At 30.5% G+C, this 15,492-nt stretch carries 17 protein-coding genes and 2 rRNA genes; 2 read left to right on the top strand and 17 right to left on the bottom strand.

The window, feature by feature from the left end; genetic code table 11:
* Nucleotides 1-30: 30 nt before the first annotated feature.
* From uxuA to CPAL_RS02450, 13 genes are all read right to left on the bottom strand, one after another.
* The gene (uxuA, locus tag CPAL_RS02510; RefSeq protein WP_061858725.1) at nt 31-1,104 is read right to left on the bottom strand and encodes a mannonate dehydratase; all 1,074 of its coding nucleotides are present in this window, start codon (nt 1,102-1,104) and stop codon (nt 31-33) included.
* 107 nt (nt 1,105-1,211) lie between these two features.
* On the bottom strand, nt 1,212-2,522 hold the full coding sequence (locus CPAL_RS02505; RefSeq protein ID WP_106024029.1) for a TRAP transporter large permease: 1,311 nt from the start codon (nt 2,520-2,522) through the stop codon (nt 1,212-1,214).
* 17 nt (nt 2,523-2,539) lie between these two features.
* On the bottom strand, nt 2,540-3,022 hold the full coding sequence (locus tag CPAL_RS02500; protein WP_106024028.1) for a TRAP transporter small permease: 483 nt from the start codon (nt 3,020-3,022) through the stop codon (nt 2,540-2,542).
* Nucleotides 3,023-3,097: 75 nt separating this feature from the next.
* Nucleotides 3,098-4,042: a TRAP transporter substrate-binding protein gene (locus tag CPAL_RS02495; protein ID WP_341458483.1), complete on the bottom strand. Its 945-nt coding sequence runs from the start codon at nt 4,040-4,042 to the stop codon at nt 3,098-3,100.
* A gap of 547 nt (nt 4,043-4,589) precedes the next feature.
* Complete coding sequence (locus tag CPAL_RS02490; protein ID WP_106024027.1) at nt 4,590-4,883, bottom strand: hypothetical protein; 294 nt, start codon at nt 4,881-4,883, stop codon at nt 4,590-4,592.
* 190 nt (nt 4,884-5,073) lie between these two features.
* Entirely contained in the window at nt 5,074-5,796 is a 723-nt protein-coding gene (locus CPAL_RS02485) for a class I SAM-dependent methyltransferase (protein ID WP_106024026.1), read from the bottom strand.
* A 2-nt stretch (nt 5,797-5,798) separates the two neighbouring features.
* Nucleotides 5,799-6,350, bottom strand: coding sequence for a hemerythrin domain-containing protein (locus CPAL_RS02480; RefSeq protein ID WP_106024025.1), 552 nt, complete (start codon nt 6,348-6,350; stop codon nt 5,799-5,801).
* A gap of 249 nt (nt 6,351-6,599) precedes the next feature.
* Nucleotides 6,600-7,343, bottom strand: a complete 744-nt coding sequence (locus CPAL_RS02475; RefSeq protein WP_207654912.1) for an anthrax toxin lethal factor-related metalloendopeptidase — start codon at nt 7,341-7,343, stop codon at nt 6,600-6,602.
* 40 nt (nt 7,344-7,383) lie between these two features.
* Complete coding sequence (locus CPAL_RS02470) at nt 7,384-7,629, bottom strand: peptidylprolyl isomerase (protein WP_106024024.1); 246 nt, start codon at nt 7,627-7,629, stop codon at nt 7,384-7,386.
* Between the two features lie 793 nt (nt 7,630-8,422).
* On the bottom strand, nt 8,423-9,259 hold the full coding sequence (locus CPAL_RS02465; protein WP_106024023.1) for a DUF6414 family protein: 837 nt from the start codon (nt 9,257-9,259) through the stop codon (nt 8,423-8,425).
* A 102-nt stretch (nt 9,260-9,361) separates the two neighbouring features.
* Nucleotides 9,362-10,075, bottom strand: coding sequence for a PrsW family intramembrane metalloprotease (locus CPAL_RS02460; protein ID WP_106024022.1), 714 nt, complete (start codon nt 10,073-10,075; stop codon nt 9,362-9,364).
* 39 nt (nt 10,076-10,114) lie between these two features.
* Nucleotides 10,115-10,696, bottom strand: coding sequence for a ferritin family protein (locus tag CPAL_RS02455; protein WP_106024021.1), 582 nt, complete (start codon nt 10,694-10,696; stop codon nt 10,115-10,117).
* Nucleotides 10,697-10,806: 110 nt separating this feature from the next.
* A complete protein-coding gene (locus CPAL_RS02450) occupies nt 10,807-10,989 on the bottom strand; it encodes a helix-turn-helix domain-containing protein (protein WP_106024020.1) in 183 nt (60 codons plus the stop codon).
* Nucleotides 10,990-11,338: 349 nt separating this feature from the next.
* Here CPAL_RS02450 and CPAL_RS02445 point away from each other — a divergent pair, with 349 nt between their 5' ends.
* Nucleotides 11,339-12,067, top strand: a complete 729-nt coding sequence (locus CPAL_RS02445; RefSeq protein WP_061858713.1) for a glycerophosphodiester phosphodiesterase — start codon at nt 11,339-11,341, stop codon at nt 12,065-12,067.
* Between the two features lie 173 nt (nt 12,068-12,240).
* Here CPAL_RS02445 and CPAL_RS02440 read toward each other — a convergent pair whose 3' ends face one another.
* On the bottom strand, nt 12,241-12,732 hold the full coding sequence (locus CPAL_RS02440) for a DsrE/DsrF/DrsH-like family protein (RefSeq protein WP_061858712.1): 492 nt from the start codon (nt 12,730-12,732) through the stop codon (nt 12,241-12,243).
* Nucleotides 12,733-12,783: 51 nt separating this feature from the next.
* A complete protein-coding gene (locus CPAL_RS02435) occupies nt 12,784-14,151 on the bottom strand; it encodes a TRAP transporter large permease subunit (RefSeq protein ID WP_061858711.1) in 1,368 nt (455 codons plus the stop codon).
* A gap of 141 nt (nt 14,152-14,292) precedes the next feature.
* Between CPAL_RS02435 and CPAL_RS02430 the strand changes: the two genes are divergently transcribed.
* On the top strand, nt 14,293-15,162 hold the full coding sequence (locus CPAL_RS02430; protein WP_061858710.1) for a YitT family protein: 870 nt from the start codon (nt 14,293-14,295) through the stop codon (nt 15,160-15,162).
* Between the two features lie 40 nt (nt 15,163-15,202).
* On the opposite strand, the gene rrf is transcribed toward CPAL_RS02430, so the two are convergent.
* A 5S ribosomal RNA gene (gene rrf, locus CPAL_RS02425) occupies nt 15,203-15,319 on the bottom strand.
* 50 nt (nt 15,320-15,369) lie between these two features.
* Nucleotides 15,370-15,492: ribosomal RNA gene (locus CPAL_RS02420) — 23S ribosomal RNA — on the bottom strand; the annotation flags it as partial.

Raw genomic sequence — 15,492 nt, 5'->3', positions numbered from 1 at the left:
ATTCTCCTCCTTGTATATATTTTCAATACTTTATTTTTCTTTACTTGACTTTTCAATAGCCTCTATTAATCCATTTAGATAAGTAGCACCTAATGCGCGGTCATATAATCCATATCCAGGCATTGCAACTTCACCCCAAATAGCACGACCATGGTCAGGACGTACTGGTCCATCAAATCCAATTTCATATAAAGCTTTCATTATTTCATACATATCTAAAGAACCATCTTTTGATAAATGTGCAGCTTCATCAAATTTACCTGGTGCAAGATGAATTATGTTACGTACATGAGCAAAATGGATTCTTCCCTTTGCAGAGCGGATTATATCACAAAGGTCATTTTTAGGATTTGATCCTAATGAACCTGTGCATAGAGTAAGTCCATTAAATTCTCCATCTACTGCATTTAAAAGTTTTAATATATTTTCTTTATTGTTTATAATTCTTGGAAGATTAAATACAGGCCATGCTGGATCATCTGGGTGTATGGCCATTTTTATACCATACTTTTCACAAACTGGACGAATTCTATTTAAGAAATATACAAGATTGTCAAATAATTTTTCATTATCAACATCTTTATATTTTTCGAATAATTCCTTTACCTTTGCTAATCTCTCTGGTTCCCAACCTGGCATTACAAATCCATTACTCTCACTATCAATTTGAGCAAACATTTTTTCAGGATCAATTTTGTCTATTAGATCTTGGTCATAAGATAAAACAGTAGAACCATCTTCTCTTTTTTTAGCAAGATCTGAACGAGTCCAGTCAAATACAGGCATAAAGTTATAGCAAACTATGTTAATACCAGCTTTACCTAAGTTTTCTAAAGTTTCAATGTAATTTTCAATGTATTGTTCTCTATCAGGTGATCCTATTTTAATAGAGTCATGAATGTTTACGCTTTCTATTCCTTCTATCTTTAAGCCGCTTTCTTCTACTTCTTTCTTTAATTCTAAAATTCTCTCCATAGGCCATACTTCGCCTGCTGGAATATCATATAATGTTGTAATAACTCCTGTAACACCAGGAATTTGCTTTATCTGTTCAAGAGTAACTGAATCATGGTCTTTTCCAAACCATCTTAATGTCATTTTCATAAGATTTTCCTCCTATACCGCTATTGTAATATTCCCTGTAGAATATTTTTAAAGTATACTACAGGGAATATTATTTTATTTTTATCTGATATTTTGCTATTAAGTTATTACTTACTGTATCCCATCAATGTAGGTAGCCACATAGAAAGTGCTGGTACATAAGTTGTAAGTAATAATACAATGATTATTGCTACATAGTAAGGTATTAACTTACTAATTACATTTTCAATCTTAGTCTTTGCAACCTTAACACCAACGAATAAGATGTTTCCTACTGGAGATGTGATTGTACCTATACATAAGTTAAATGTTATCATTATACCAAATTGAATTGCTGACATTCCAAATCCTTGGCATATTGGTAAGAATATAGGTGTAAATATAAGGATTGCAGGTGTAGTATCCATGAAAGTTCCTATGAATAGTAATACTATATTGATGATTAATAATATTACATATTTATTGTTGCTAACACTTAATAATGCATTTGAAACCGCAGCAGGTATTCCAGTGAACGCCATAACCCAAGCCATGATACTTGATACACCTATTAAGAATACTATTAATCCTGTAGATTCAGCACTTTCCTTGAATATAGTATATAGTTCTTTAAGTGTTATAGTCTTATAGAAGAATAAAGATAATATCAAGCTGTAAACAACTGCTACTACTGAACCTTCTGTAGCTGTAAATATACCAGCTGTAATTCCACCTATAACTATTACAATAAGCAATAAACTTGGAATAGCATCAAGAGTTGTCTTTAATGCTACTTTTGCAGTAACACGTTCCTTACTTACATACCCTTTTTTACGTGCTATATAGAAGCCAATTACCATACATCCAAGGCCCCAAAGGATTCCTGGAATATATCCTCCCATGAATAAAGCTGCTACTGAAGTTCCACCACTTACTAGAGAATATGTGATTAACACATTACTTGGAGGTATTAATAATCCTGTTGGTGCAGTGGCTATGTTTATAGTAGCCATATCATCACGTTCATATCCATCTTGTTCTGCAATAGGTCCTATAATAGTCCCCATAGCTGATGCTGCTGCAACACCTGATCCTGAAATAGCTCCAAACATCATGTTTGCAACTGAGTTTGTGTGCATCATTGCACCTGGCACTCTACCTGATAAAACTTTTGCAAAGTTTATTAAACGTACAGCTATTCCACCCTTATTCATTATGTTACCAGCTAGAATGAAAAACGGTATTGCTATTAATGTAAACACAGATATTCCTGAAAAAGTTCTTTGTGCAGCTGTCAAAACGGCAGCATTAAAATTTAATGTTGGTAATATGGCTAATAATGAAGATACACCTAATGCAATTGAAATAGGAATACCTGCAAGCAATAATATAACTAAAACTACAGCTATTATTAGCCCCGATGTTAGTGCTATGCTCATAATATGCTCCCCCTCTTTTATTTAGATTCTCCATTTAGTTGTGAAACAAATTGAATTATATTAATAACGTTATAGATTAATACTATAACCCCGCTTATTGGAACTATAGCGTATATATATGACATTGAAATTCCCAATGATGCTGTAACTTGTAATACTGTAAGTTTTGTAATTGCACTTCCACCATAAACAAGTATTAAAAGTGCGAAAACTAAAACTATTATCTCAGAAATAATACTTAACATTATTCCAGCTTTTCCTTTAAACTTGTCTGCAATAAATTCCATTCTCATGTGTTCACGTTTACCAAAAACTAATGCCGCAGCCAGAAATGACATCCATGTGAATGAGTATGTTAATAATTCCTCAGAAATTGTGCTTGGTGCATTAAATACGTATCTTGCTACAATTTGGTATGTTCCTACGATAGTTATGAATGCAAATAAAACTATACAAATTACTTCTAGTACCTTATTTAATCCATTTTTGAGACTTTGCATATTACTTCATCTCCTTTACTTCATCATTCACTTTTTGAATGCTATCATATATAGGTTTTAGCTTTGGATTTGCTGTTAATAATTCTTCATGTAATGGAATACCTTTTGCTTAAATGCTTGTACATCAGTTTCTATAAATTGAACTCCCATTTCTTTTGCCTGTTGAATAGTTTTATCTGTAGCAACACTCCATTGTTCACGTTCAACCTTTGTTGCTAATTCAGCTGCTTCATCAAAAACCTGTCTTTCTTCAGGTGATAAGTCATTTAAAAATTTAAGATTTCCTATTAATAAGTCCGGAACCATTTGGTGTTGATTATAAGTGTAGTACTTAGCAACTTCTCCATGTTTGTTATTAGTTAATGCTAATTCGTTGTTTTCAGCTCCATCAATGACTCCTGATTGTATAGCTGTGTACACTTCACCAAAACTCATAGGTGCTGCTGCAGCTCCAAAAGCTTGCATCATTTTTACATTAGTAGGACTTTGTTGAACACGTATTTTTTTACCTTTTAAGTCCTCTGGAGTTTTTATAGGAGTTTTAGCATAAAAGTTTCTTGTACCAGCGTCAAACCACGTAACTGCTTCAAAACCAGCTGCTGCTGTAGATTTATATATACTGTTCATTAATTCTTTATCTTCCATGACTTTATGATAAGCCTCTACGCTATCAAATAGATAAGGAATACTAAATACCTGATAAATGTTATCGAAAGTTTCAAGGTTACCTGTACTTGCAATAGCAAAGTCAATTGCTCCTGTTTGTACTAATTCTATCGCTTTTACAGAACTTCCTAATAATTCATTAGGGAAAATCTGAACATCGTATTTATCTCCTAATTTTGATTCTACATATTTTTCAAATTCTACTAATCCTAAATGTTGAGGATGGGTTTCTAATTGTGAGTGAGATATACGGATAATTCTCTTTCCACCAGCAGCCCCACCACATCCAGCTAAAGCAAAAACTAAAGCTGAAGACAATAGAAGAGCAATACCCTTTTTTATAGATTTCAACATAACTTTTCCTCCTTCTTGCCTTGCATAATCATATTATTAGAAAAACTCACATTCCTATTCGGTCACGGCTTAGACCGACGAATTGTTAACGTTAACAATAATTATTGTATCATTGGTATACTAGTATGTCAATATTGCTATTTAAATTTATTTATTGTTTTGTAGAATTTTGTTGAATATATAAACACTTTTTTGTCTTTTTATAGCTATGAAATGCATTTTATTTATAATAAGTTTTAATTATTTATTATAAATGCACTCTTTACTGAAAACAATAAGCTATTTGCTAATTTTTCGAATTTTAAGTATTGTTCACGTTAACATATTGTAATTATATCATAATAGACTTTAAATTAAATTTCAATAGTATATTTGTTAATGTATATATTTTCTTATTTTTGTATATTTATTGTTACCTCAGAAAATCTAAAAAACAAAAATCATAAGAATATCATTAAAAAACTTAACTTAATCAAAAAATAAGAGTTTGGCATAAGAATATAGCTTATGCCAAACTCTATATCAAAGTTAAAGCTTTATAGCTTGTCTATCTTTTTACAAAAGTGTAGTGTCCTAAAGCTGTAACGGTTGTAGTAGTTCCTGCAGTAGCTGCTACATTAGAAACAAGCTCAAATCCATTTCGAAGTAGGCAAGCAACTACATCAGCAAGATCTTGACCAACTTCAATATCGCATTGAGTAGCTTCAAATGGTGCACTTGGATAAAGATCAAAGTCAGTAACCTCATTAGTTGCGATATTATAAGAAAGTGTAATAACAGCTACATCTCTATCGTTTTCATTACGATTACAAGCTTTTTTTAAGTCATCAGCGTATCTCACATTATCACCTTCCTCTCTGTATATAAACCATATTTATCCTAAAGTTTTCCTCGTATAGTGCATGTCCCTCTTCATTGGTGTTTTGTAAATCTAGTGACTTATCTTTTGCCTAATATCATAATATTAAAAAGTTGCATATATGTTACAATTATTTATAACAAAAAAGGAAAATTGATGTGCAATTTTCCCTCTAATTTCTTTTTCCAACAGCTACTGCTGCCATGGAATCTATATTATATTCTGCTTCATTAAATCCTCCGAAAAGCTCTACGTTTTTAAATCCAGAAGATATCAATATGTCCTTTAAATCTTCGGCTAAAAGAGGATATAGTTCTACACAATTTTCATATACTTTCTCTTCTTTGCTAATCATGAGCTTAGTCTTAAATAGAATTTTACCATTCTTCTGTTCATAATCTCTTATAAACTTAACCCCTTCTTCCTCTCTATCTATAGTAGGAAGACCCTTTATATTGTTTTGTATTATTCTATCATAATTTATTATCTGTATAATTAATACTCCATCCTCATTTAAAAGATTGTATAGTTTATTTATAACACCTTTTATTTCATCTTTATTGTCTAGATGTACTAAGGAGTTTCCTATGCAAAATATCAAATCAAATTTGCTATTTATTTTATCAATTTCCTTCATGTCCATAGCTATAGCTTTTACTTTAATTTCTTCCTTATTAGCCTTTTCATCTATCTTTTTTATCATTTCACTATCTAAATCTACAGCTGTTACATCATATCCTTCCTTAGCTAAAGCTATAGAATAATTACCTGTGCCTGCAGCTAAATCAAGGATCTTCTTTTTACCCTTTGCTCTCTTATTTATAAACTTCAGTTGAGCCTCTCCTAAAGGAAAAACTATATCATAGTACTTACTAAATTCTTCATAAAAACCCAATGCTAGATGCTCCTTTCTAATTCTTCTAGAATATTAAGATATTTTTCCTGAATCTTTTTATCTAGTGCAATTTTTTCTACCTCATTAGACTTTTCATTAATCTCTTTTAAATCTTCCTCTGATAGATTTTTTCTAGCAAACTTATACAATGCATTGTTTTCTTTAAATATGTGCCTCTTTAGTAAATCTGCATATCCTATAGAATTAGATATAATATCAACTCTTGAGTCCTTATCTCCTTCTTCAAATTTTTTAAGGGCATTTTCTAAATTCATCATAAATAGTCTTCCAAGATCATGTTCAACTAGCATTCCTTCCACAGAAATCTTTCCTATATGATTGCCTTCTCCCTGAGATAGTTTAGTGAAAAGAATAGTTTCCTCTTTGCTATGATGATGTTTGTCTGCATAATTTCTTACAAAATCTATTACCTTATAAAAGTCATTATAGTTTATTTCCTCATGGTTTAACACCTTAATGCACATCTTTCTTATAACCTTCAACATTCTTTCAATATTGCTGTGTTCCTGAACCATTATATCTATAGCATCCATCTTTATTTCTCCTTTCCATTTCATAATTTATTTTATTGCAATTTATCACTGCCAAAAATCTATTTGTATTAGTATTTGTTATGTTTGAAATATCTACTCAGCAATTTCTTTTTAAATAACCTTTTCTAAATCATACCACAACTTCAAAATTAATATAGTAACATTAGTTACGTACTATGATAAAATTGCAAATCAATTTTCTTATATGCAAAATTACGCATGGAAAGTTTATCTTAGGAAAGCTTCACTTTAACTTTGTAGATTTTTAATAAACTCATAAGTCAAAGGTGCTTTTTCCTTTAATATTTGGTTTTGTTCTTCATCTAAATAATACATAGCGAAGGTTTCTGCGAAATATTCTTCTGGATAGTTTACAAAGTAAGGATCATTTCCAAATAAGTTATAAACCTCTTGATTCCATATATTCTTATAGTTTTCGCTTGAAGATATATTATGGAAGACATAAGCATCTATAGCATGGGCAGTCTCGTGAAGTTCTAAATTAATAGCACCGTGTGCCTCCCCTGGATCGCTGTACCCTATTCTTGCTACAACAGGTTTTCCTCCTGCCCCTGGCACATCGTCCCAGGTCTTTCCTGTATTTTCCCATCCTCTTGGCGTTACCCCTTTTAAATGTGCATATTCATCTACATCTGTAATATTGGTATTAGAAAGTATTATTTTAACATCATTTTGGAATAATTCTTCTAATATAGGATAAGGTATCTTTTTTAATCTATCTATCATCTTTTCTGCTTCTAATTTATCGTATTTTTCTTCTGGTAGGACTATTAGCTTGTCCATTACAATTGATTTATCATTAGATTCAGTAGAAAAATCTTCTGTTACTTCTTTATCAATATCTTTATTTACATAAATAGTTTGTTCACTTTTTATACCACTAGCTTCTGTTAATATAGTTGCGAAGAAAAAAATTGAAACTATAGAAACTACAATAGATAGTCTCTTGAAAATCTTTTTCTTATTGTTCATTTGTTCTCCTCCACCCCCATATCAACACTAAACTAAATAATTACTCCATCTTATTTGAATTCTTCTTGTGTCTTCTCCACATAAAATAGCCCAAAAAATATCCTCCTATGGAAAAACCTATAGAGGATATTAATATATTAGTTAAAAAGTAGTTTGATATAAGCATTATTTTATTTAAGTCTTTTTCATGCAAAGTTATTATAAAAGCATACATTATGGCAACAGGTATTCCCCACTCTAAAATTCCATGCTTTATAATAAACTTTTGCTTGTCCCATGTTTTCATATTAATACACCTCAGATGATATATATTGCATAGAGATTATAACACATTTTTATTTTTTTATAAAATGTAAGTTAATCCAAACCAGGTTACTATATCTTCTATAAAACAAAAAGAGTATCTGTCAAATCTTAATCTATCCAGACACTCTCTAATCTTTATAGTTTTATTCTAGTTCTAATGAATTTTGAAATTCCAATTTTTTTATTAATTTATCAATTTTATATTTTTGTTCTATAACATAATTTGTTTGGTTTTTTTATCTAACTGTTTTCTATACTGCTTTAAAGCTGTTTTAATATCTACAAGTTCTCTTGGATCTTCTACTTCGATCTTCACAGTACCCATGCTTGTACCAGTACGTCTTATATAATTTCAAAAAATCAACCTTCTAACATAAGAATTTATCAGTTACTGTAATTATAAATCCATTTTTTAAGTGCACCTGAATCTCAAGTTTAAATAAACGCTAATGATTGTAAATCTAATATTATTTTTGTCTGTATGTGTATTTACTTTTACAAAAACACTTTTGTTCAATAAATATGGATAATCTTTTCAATATTGAACCGGAATATGAGATTTGCATTGTAGAAGGCGTTGAACTACATTAAAAGCTCTTTATTTATAGATTTAAAACACCGTAAAGAACCTTCTATTATTTGAGCAACAGCGAGGTTAGAAAGTTTAAGGGTTTTAAAATCAGAAATATTAGAGTTTCTTTGCGTAGTGAAGCTTTCCTAAATACAAATCTCATATGGAATGTTCAATATTAAGAATTGTCACAATTTATTTCTTAAATATACATAGCAATTGGCAGTACTTCTATAAAAGAGTCGCTATTATTTACAAATTCATTTCTATACATTCCATCAATAGGAGCATTTTTTAAAAACTTCTCCTTAAACTCTTTAAAATGAATATCGTCTAAAAAATCGTAGTATGTGTGGCTGGATAAGTCTACATTTTTATTTACTCTATCTTTGCCTTTTACTACTTTTCCCATTACAGTAACATAATTATTATAAATATCATCTAAACTGTCGTGCATATATTTTAATTGCAGTGGAACTATTGCTCTTGTGTTAGTCCCAGCAAGACCTTCTGTAATAAATTTTAAGCTATTCGAATTTTTCCACGCCTCTAGGCTATTTTTCATTCTAGATAAGATTTCTGAATTAATAGATGTATTATTAGGACAAAAAGTATGTTCCATTTCCATATACCTTATAATATCTTCCATTTGTTTAATCTGAGGACTTTTATTTAATATACACTTAAACTCTACATAGTCATTTTCCTGTAGTTTATTTATATCATCACTACTATCCAGCCTTTTTAATAAATTATTCTTTTCTAGTATTCCTCTAGTTTCAAGAAATACTACTATTATCTTCGAAACTCTTTCTTCTGTCCTTTGATTTGCAAATTCATTTATTAATTCTATGTCACATGTTCCCTGAATATAAGATCCTTTAACAACATTAGCTAATGGTGTTGTAATTCTTAAAGTCTGCTGATTTCTAATACTTACAGTTCTTATTTGAGCAAATTGTTGAACCACTACAGTAAATAAGTTGTTTAACAAATTTTCATTAGCATACAAAGGTATAATGGCTCTATTATCTACCACTAAAAGCCTCTCCCCAAAAATACTTACTGTAATATTTTTATAAGCATAATCATATCTTTAGAACTAAAATAATTGTTATAGTATTTATTGTAATTTCTTTTGTCAAACTTTTTTCCTTTTACTATACTCTACTTTAAACAAATCTCTGGATTCTAAATAAAATCTATTAAGCTTTCTTAAATTTATGGCCCATAAATATACTACAAAAGGTATAAATAGCGTCATTAGCCTAGGCAAATTTGACATTAAAATAAAGTTAAAAGTTCCATGTAGAATTGCTGGAATCAACCAGGATCTTCTTAGATAATGTCTATTAGTTATATCTTTTTGTGAAAACTTTGCTAAAGATAAATAATATCCCATGGTTACTGCAAATAACATATGAGCAGGCACAGAAAATACTCCTCTGTATATCCCTATATGAGGATTGGTAGTAAATCTAAAAACTACATATATTATATTTTCTACTGTAGCAAATCCTAAAGCTGAAAAGGCTGCATATATTATTCCATCTAATTTTTCATCAAAAGCATGGCTTCTAAAGGCAGTCCTTAAAACTACTTCTCTTTTAAAAAATTCCTCTGTCAAGCCAGCAACTATAAAAGCTTGATAAGCTGGTCCTAAAAGCCATCTAAAAATATTAAAGGACATTAAAAAATTCTCTACAATTGCCGCTGGAATTACTGATAAGCATCCTAAAATAAACACCTTCATAAGTAGGCTAATAGGTTCTCTGTCATATCTATCTGTTAAATAAGCTGCAAGAGCTAAGGCTATTCCAGGAATTACAGCAATAATAAATAATCTTGTACTCATGAGAAGCACCCTTTCTTCATTAGTATTGTATATATAGATTTAGTTATTTTCTCTTTTGCTTAATTTATTTAGATTTTCTTTTGATATATCTCTAAGCTTCGAAAATATTGCTTTTGCATCTTCATCTAAAGATTCATCTTTAAGAAATTTTTCATACATAATGATATTATTTTCCTCACCTTTTATAGATAGATTATATGCATCTTCAATGGTTTTAGGAGTCTTTATATATTCTAAAGACTTATCTTGAGGAACAGGTATGTTATGCTTAGAAAATAAGGTTATAAGAGCTAATATATTCCCTGTTTCACACTTTGCCATACTATAAAAAGGCTCATCTATTTTAAATTTTTCTGAGATCAACTCATATCTGGTCCTCTTAATATATTCATCTTCAATAGCATATCTCAACATCTTTTCGAAGGTTAAATTATCATCTTGATTTGCAGCACCTGAGCCCCATCCATTAGCCTGAGTTGTTTCTAATGTAAATACAGTATTTTCTTTATTTATAGGCTCTTTTCTATATATAATGCTTAAAAGGCGGCACCCAGTTAGTCCAATCGCTGAATAAAAAATAAAGACTAATGTTAATAGTTCAGGTAATATCTTTTTTTTCATATCCATCACCTCTAAAATAGTTACTACTAATTTATTTTTCCCTCTATGAACGAATTTATTATAAAAAAAAGCTTATTCAGAGCATATATTGGCCCGAATAAGCCTCTTTATCAAATTAATTTATTAATATCAACACCATAATATTCTGCTAGTATTTTCTTTTCTCCATTAGTTGTTGATATAATTCCTTTTTCTTTATCTATATATTCTGAAACTGGTATATTTAAAAGCTCTGCAATATTCTCCTCTGTCTCACCATTTTCTATTCTAATATTCCTTAGATTTTCGTTCATTATATCACCTCTAATGACTCTTATTTTTGTATTACTAACTAATATTATCTTGTATACAACTCTTCTTTAATATTGTTTGTATTACTTAGACAAACTATACTTAAACTTTCTTCTATAAGATGATTTTAATTTTAAATAATTATTATTAAATTCATATTTTAGTTTTTTAATATTTATCATATTTGCACCTTACTAATTTTAACATTTATTAAAATCCTTTCTATAACAGTGTCATTTAAAGATATTCTATAATATATAATTCTATAATATATATTCAATATGAACAGAATTCTGTCTTCTATCACACCTTATGCCAAATTTAATAAGTCATAAAAGGAGGAGCTTATTTATGATAATAAATTATGCCCATAGAGGTGCTAGTGGATATTTCCCTGAGAACACTATGCTGGCTTTTGAAAAAGCAGTTTCTCTCGGTGCAACAGGTATAGAAACCGACATTCACATGACCAAAGATGGCGTCCTGGTGTTGATTCATGATGAAAGAGTGGATAGAACTACAAACGGAACTGGCTTTGTAAAAGATTATACCTACAAAGAGCTTTTAAAATTAGATGCTGGTTCTTATTTTTCTAAGGAGTTCGAAGGGTTGAAAGTGCCTACTTTAGAGGAGCTTTTTCAATTTGCATCTCATAACGAACTTAAACTAGATCTTGAATTAAAGAATAATATTGTTCAGTATGAGAATATTGAAAAAAAAACTGTAGATTTGATAAATAAATATAATATGAATAATAGAGTTACAGTTTCTAGTTTTAATCATTATTCTTTGATGAAGATAAAGAAAATTTCTAAAAAGATAAAAATAGGGCTTTTATATATGACTGGACTTGTTCACCCAGAAAAATATGCAAAATTTTTAGGTGCTGAAGCTCTTCATCCCTATTTCCTTGCAGTAAATAGCTCTAAGATTATAAAAAGAATAAAAAAAGCTAAAATAGAAATAGTCCCATATACTATTGATGATGGGAAATTTATGAAACGATTTATAGATTTTGAAGTAGATGGAATAACAACAAACTATCCAGATAAGCTAAATAAGCTCCTTCAAGATATATAACATCACTTATGGATTTGCATTTAGGAAAGCTTCTATTGTTTGTTCAATACTTTCTACAATGCAAATTCCATAAGTGATGTTTAAATACCTAATCAATATATTATTATAAACTCTCTAAACTTCCTTTTTCTCCACTTAAAAGTATTTTACGCTTAAAATACTTCAATTCTGTTTTAAACAAATAACTGCATATCTGAATTCAGTGCATCTTTTAAGTAGTCTTTTGCAGTCATTATTTTCATTTCAGGAATAAACTCTTCTTCTTTAAATCCCATAACCTCAATGGACATTTTGCAGCCATAAAATTTAACTCCATTTTTTATTGCACCTTTTAAAAATGCAATAAGTGGTGGAGTTTTTGAATCTTCCATCATATCTTCAAGCATGGCTTTACCTACACCTGCTATATTCATTTTAGATAGCGGAAGCTGCTCTGGTCCCTTTGGTGTTATGGTGTGAAACATTTTTTCATAGGCTGTTTTATCCTCTAATGTCATTTTTTCTGGATCTCTTAGTAGGAATAAACCCCAAAAAGCGCAAAACATAGTAACTTCTACTCCAATCTCCCTTGCAGCATTTGCTATAGTTAAAGCTGCTAAGGCTTTATCATATTCTCCACTAAAAAGAAGTAAATTTAATTTTTTTCCTGTAACCTCATTATTCAAAGCTTTCACCTCCTAGATTATATATCCTTTTTTCATTGCTAAGCTTAAATTTCAGACCCAAAGCATTCCAACTATAAATGTAGCTACTACTCCCACAGTTACAGGTATTAAATTCTTTTTAGCAAGTTCAATAGGTGTTACTTCACATATAGCTGCAACGGGAACTACACTCCAAGGAATTATAGTTCCTCCACCAATCCATACTGTTATAACTTGACCAAAGGCTGCTATTCTTTTTATGTCTACACCTACTGATGTTGAAAAGGCCCTTGCCAAAGTTCCAACCAGTGGAATTCCACCAAAGCCTGAACCACTTACTCCTACTAAAGTACTTATAAGTCCCTGCATGGCTATTGCACTAATTCTTGATAATTTTATTTTAGAAGAAACATATATGCTTATGTCTGTCAATAGTCCAGTAGCTTCTGATCCCAATATTTTCTGAGCAGTTTCTTCACTTCCTAGAAAGAAGAATGCTCCTATTATGATTATAGGTGCAAAAATCTTCATTCCAGCCATAAAACCATCTCTTATATACCCTGTAAATTCTCCAAGGGCTTTAGAAAACCCAAATTTAGTTATAGCTGAAAGTATTAGAATCAATACGGATGTTCCTCCAATTAAAGCTGTTGCTTCTTCTCCTTTTATATTAAATATGAGCATAAAAACTATATTAAGCATGAACATAATTACAGTCAAAATTGAAATAACTTTAGCTCCCTTAACAAGTTTATCTTCTGTAAAAGCTGCCTCATATGCTTCCTCTCTTTTTAAGAATAACTTTTCATCTTTTTTCATAAGTATAAAAGCAGTTGAAGCAGAAAATACACACATGGCAACCCAAAATGGTATGCTAGCCTTAACTATCCCCGATATATCCTTTATTCCAGCACTCTTTGCAGTTATAGCTGGAGCTCCTTGTATAAAAAAATCACTAGATAGAGCCGCTCCCTTTCCAAATAAGCACAATACAACAGCTGCCCAAATTCTAGGAAGACCCACTTTTATTGCAGCGGGAACCATTATCGCTCCTATAAATACCACAGCTGCTGTTGGCCAAACAAACCAAGATATTATCATCATAGTTATTCCAAGTATAATAAAAGCTATTGCTTTATTGAACATAAGCTTTTTTATAGGAGAAATCATAATTTCATCTGCTCCTATATCGCTTAAAGCCTTTGACATAGCATTGACTAATGAAATAATAAGTATAATGTCTATAAACTCTCTTCCAGAAACAATTATAGCTGTATATATAATCACTATAGCCTTCAATGGATTCCCCGTTGCCACAAGTCCAATTATTCCTGTACCTAAAATACAAATCAGAGATACATCTCTTTTTTTAATAATCGCTGTAATTATACATATAATGATTATCACATATATATAGTGAATTGAAGTCAATTTCACCATGGAGCTTCTCCTATCTTTTTTAACAATTTATTTTTCTTTATTATATTTTCTCTAATCCTTTCATATTATTCAAAATAGAATTAAGTTTTGCTTGATGGGAATACTAAACATTAGATTTTTAGCGGGAGGATTAGTATAAACATGGATTTTTTAGGTATGTCTAAAACAGAGTTTATTAAAAAAAGCTTAATGATAACTCTTGGCAGTTTTATAAATGCTATAGGTGTTAATCTTTTTATAATACCAAGTAAATTACTTAGCGGAGGTTTATCTGGAGTAAGCCTTATTCTTCACTACCTATTTAACATTCCTGTAGGTTTATCATTACTCCTGCTTAATATTCCTCTTCTTATTTTAAGCATGTTAAAAATAAACAAAAAGTTTACAGTGTTTACTATTATAGGAACATTAGTTCTTTCATTTGGTATCATGCTTACATCTCCTCTAACAAGAGTATTTTCTTCTTCATCTGAAATAAACAGATTACTATATTGTATCTATGGAGGAATTCTAAGCGGCTTAGGAATAGGACTTGTCTTTTCAAATCACGGCTCTACTGGTGGTATAGATATAATAAGTATGATAGCCAAAAAACAGTATAACATGGACATCGGCACAGCAAGCTTTGTTGTAAACCTTATTATTATTTCTATTGGAGCTATATTTTTTGGACTTGAAGTAGGATTATACACTCTTATAGTCATGTACCTATCTTCTTCTGTAATCGATAAGGTTCTTAAAGGATTTAGCAGACAAAAAATGCTTATAATAGTTACAAAAAAAGCAGAAGATGTATCTTCTGCTGTAATGAATAAGCTTCATCGAGGAGTTACTATACTATACGGTGAAGGTGCTTATACAAAAGAAAAAATAAATATAATATATTGTATTGTTTCTCCAGCACAGCTGCCAAAAATCAAACAACTAATTCGAGGAATTGATGAAAATGCCTTTATATCTATTACTGACACCTCAGAAGTACAAGGAAAGGGATTTGTAAATATAATATAACATAAAAAAGCACTAAGAAATTTCTTAGTGCTTTGTTCTTACCTGGCAGCGACCTACTCTTCCACACCGTCTCCAGTGCAGTACCATCGGCGCTTTGAAGCTTAACCTTCGTGTTCGGAATGGGAACGGGTGTTACCTTCAAGCTATAACCACCAGATATTATTTTAAGAGAAATTTGTTCTCTCAAAATTGCACAGTGTATTTTATTTGATCAAGTCCTCGATCTATTAGTATCAGTCAGCTTAATGCATTACTGCACTTACACCTCTGACCTATCAACCTGGTAGTCTTCCAGGGATCTTACTAGTTAAACTATGGGAAATCTAATCT

Origin of the sequence: Clostridium thermopalmarium DSM 5974, from assembly GCF_002995795.1 — a bacterium.
GTDB lineage: Bacteria > Bacillota > Clostridia > Clostridiales > Clostridiaceae > Clostridium_H > Clostridium_H thermopalmarium.
The sequence above is the reverse complement of the archived record's forward strand: the minus strand, read 5'-3'. Positions and strand labels throughout refer to the sequence as shown.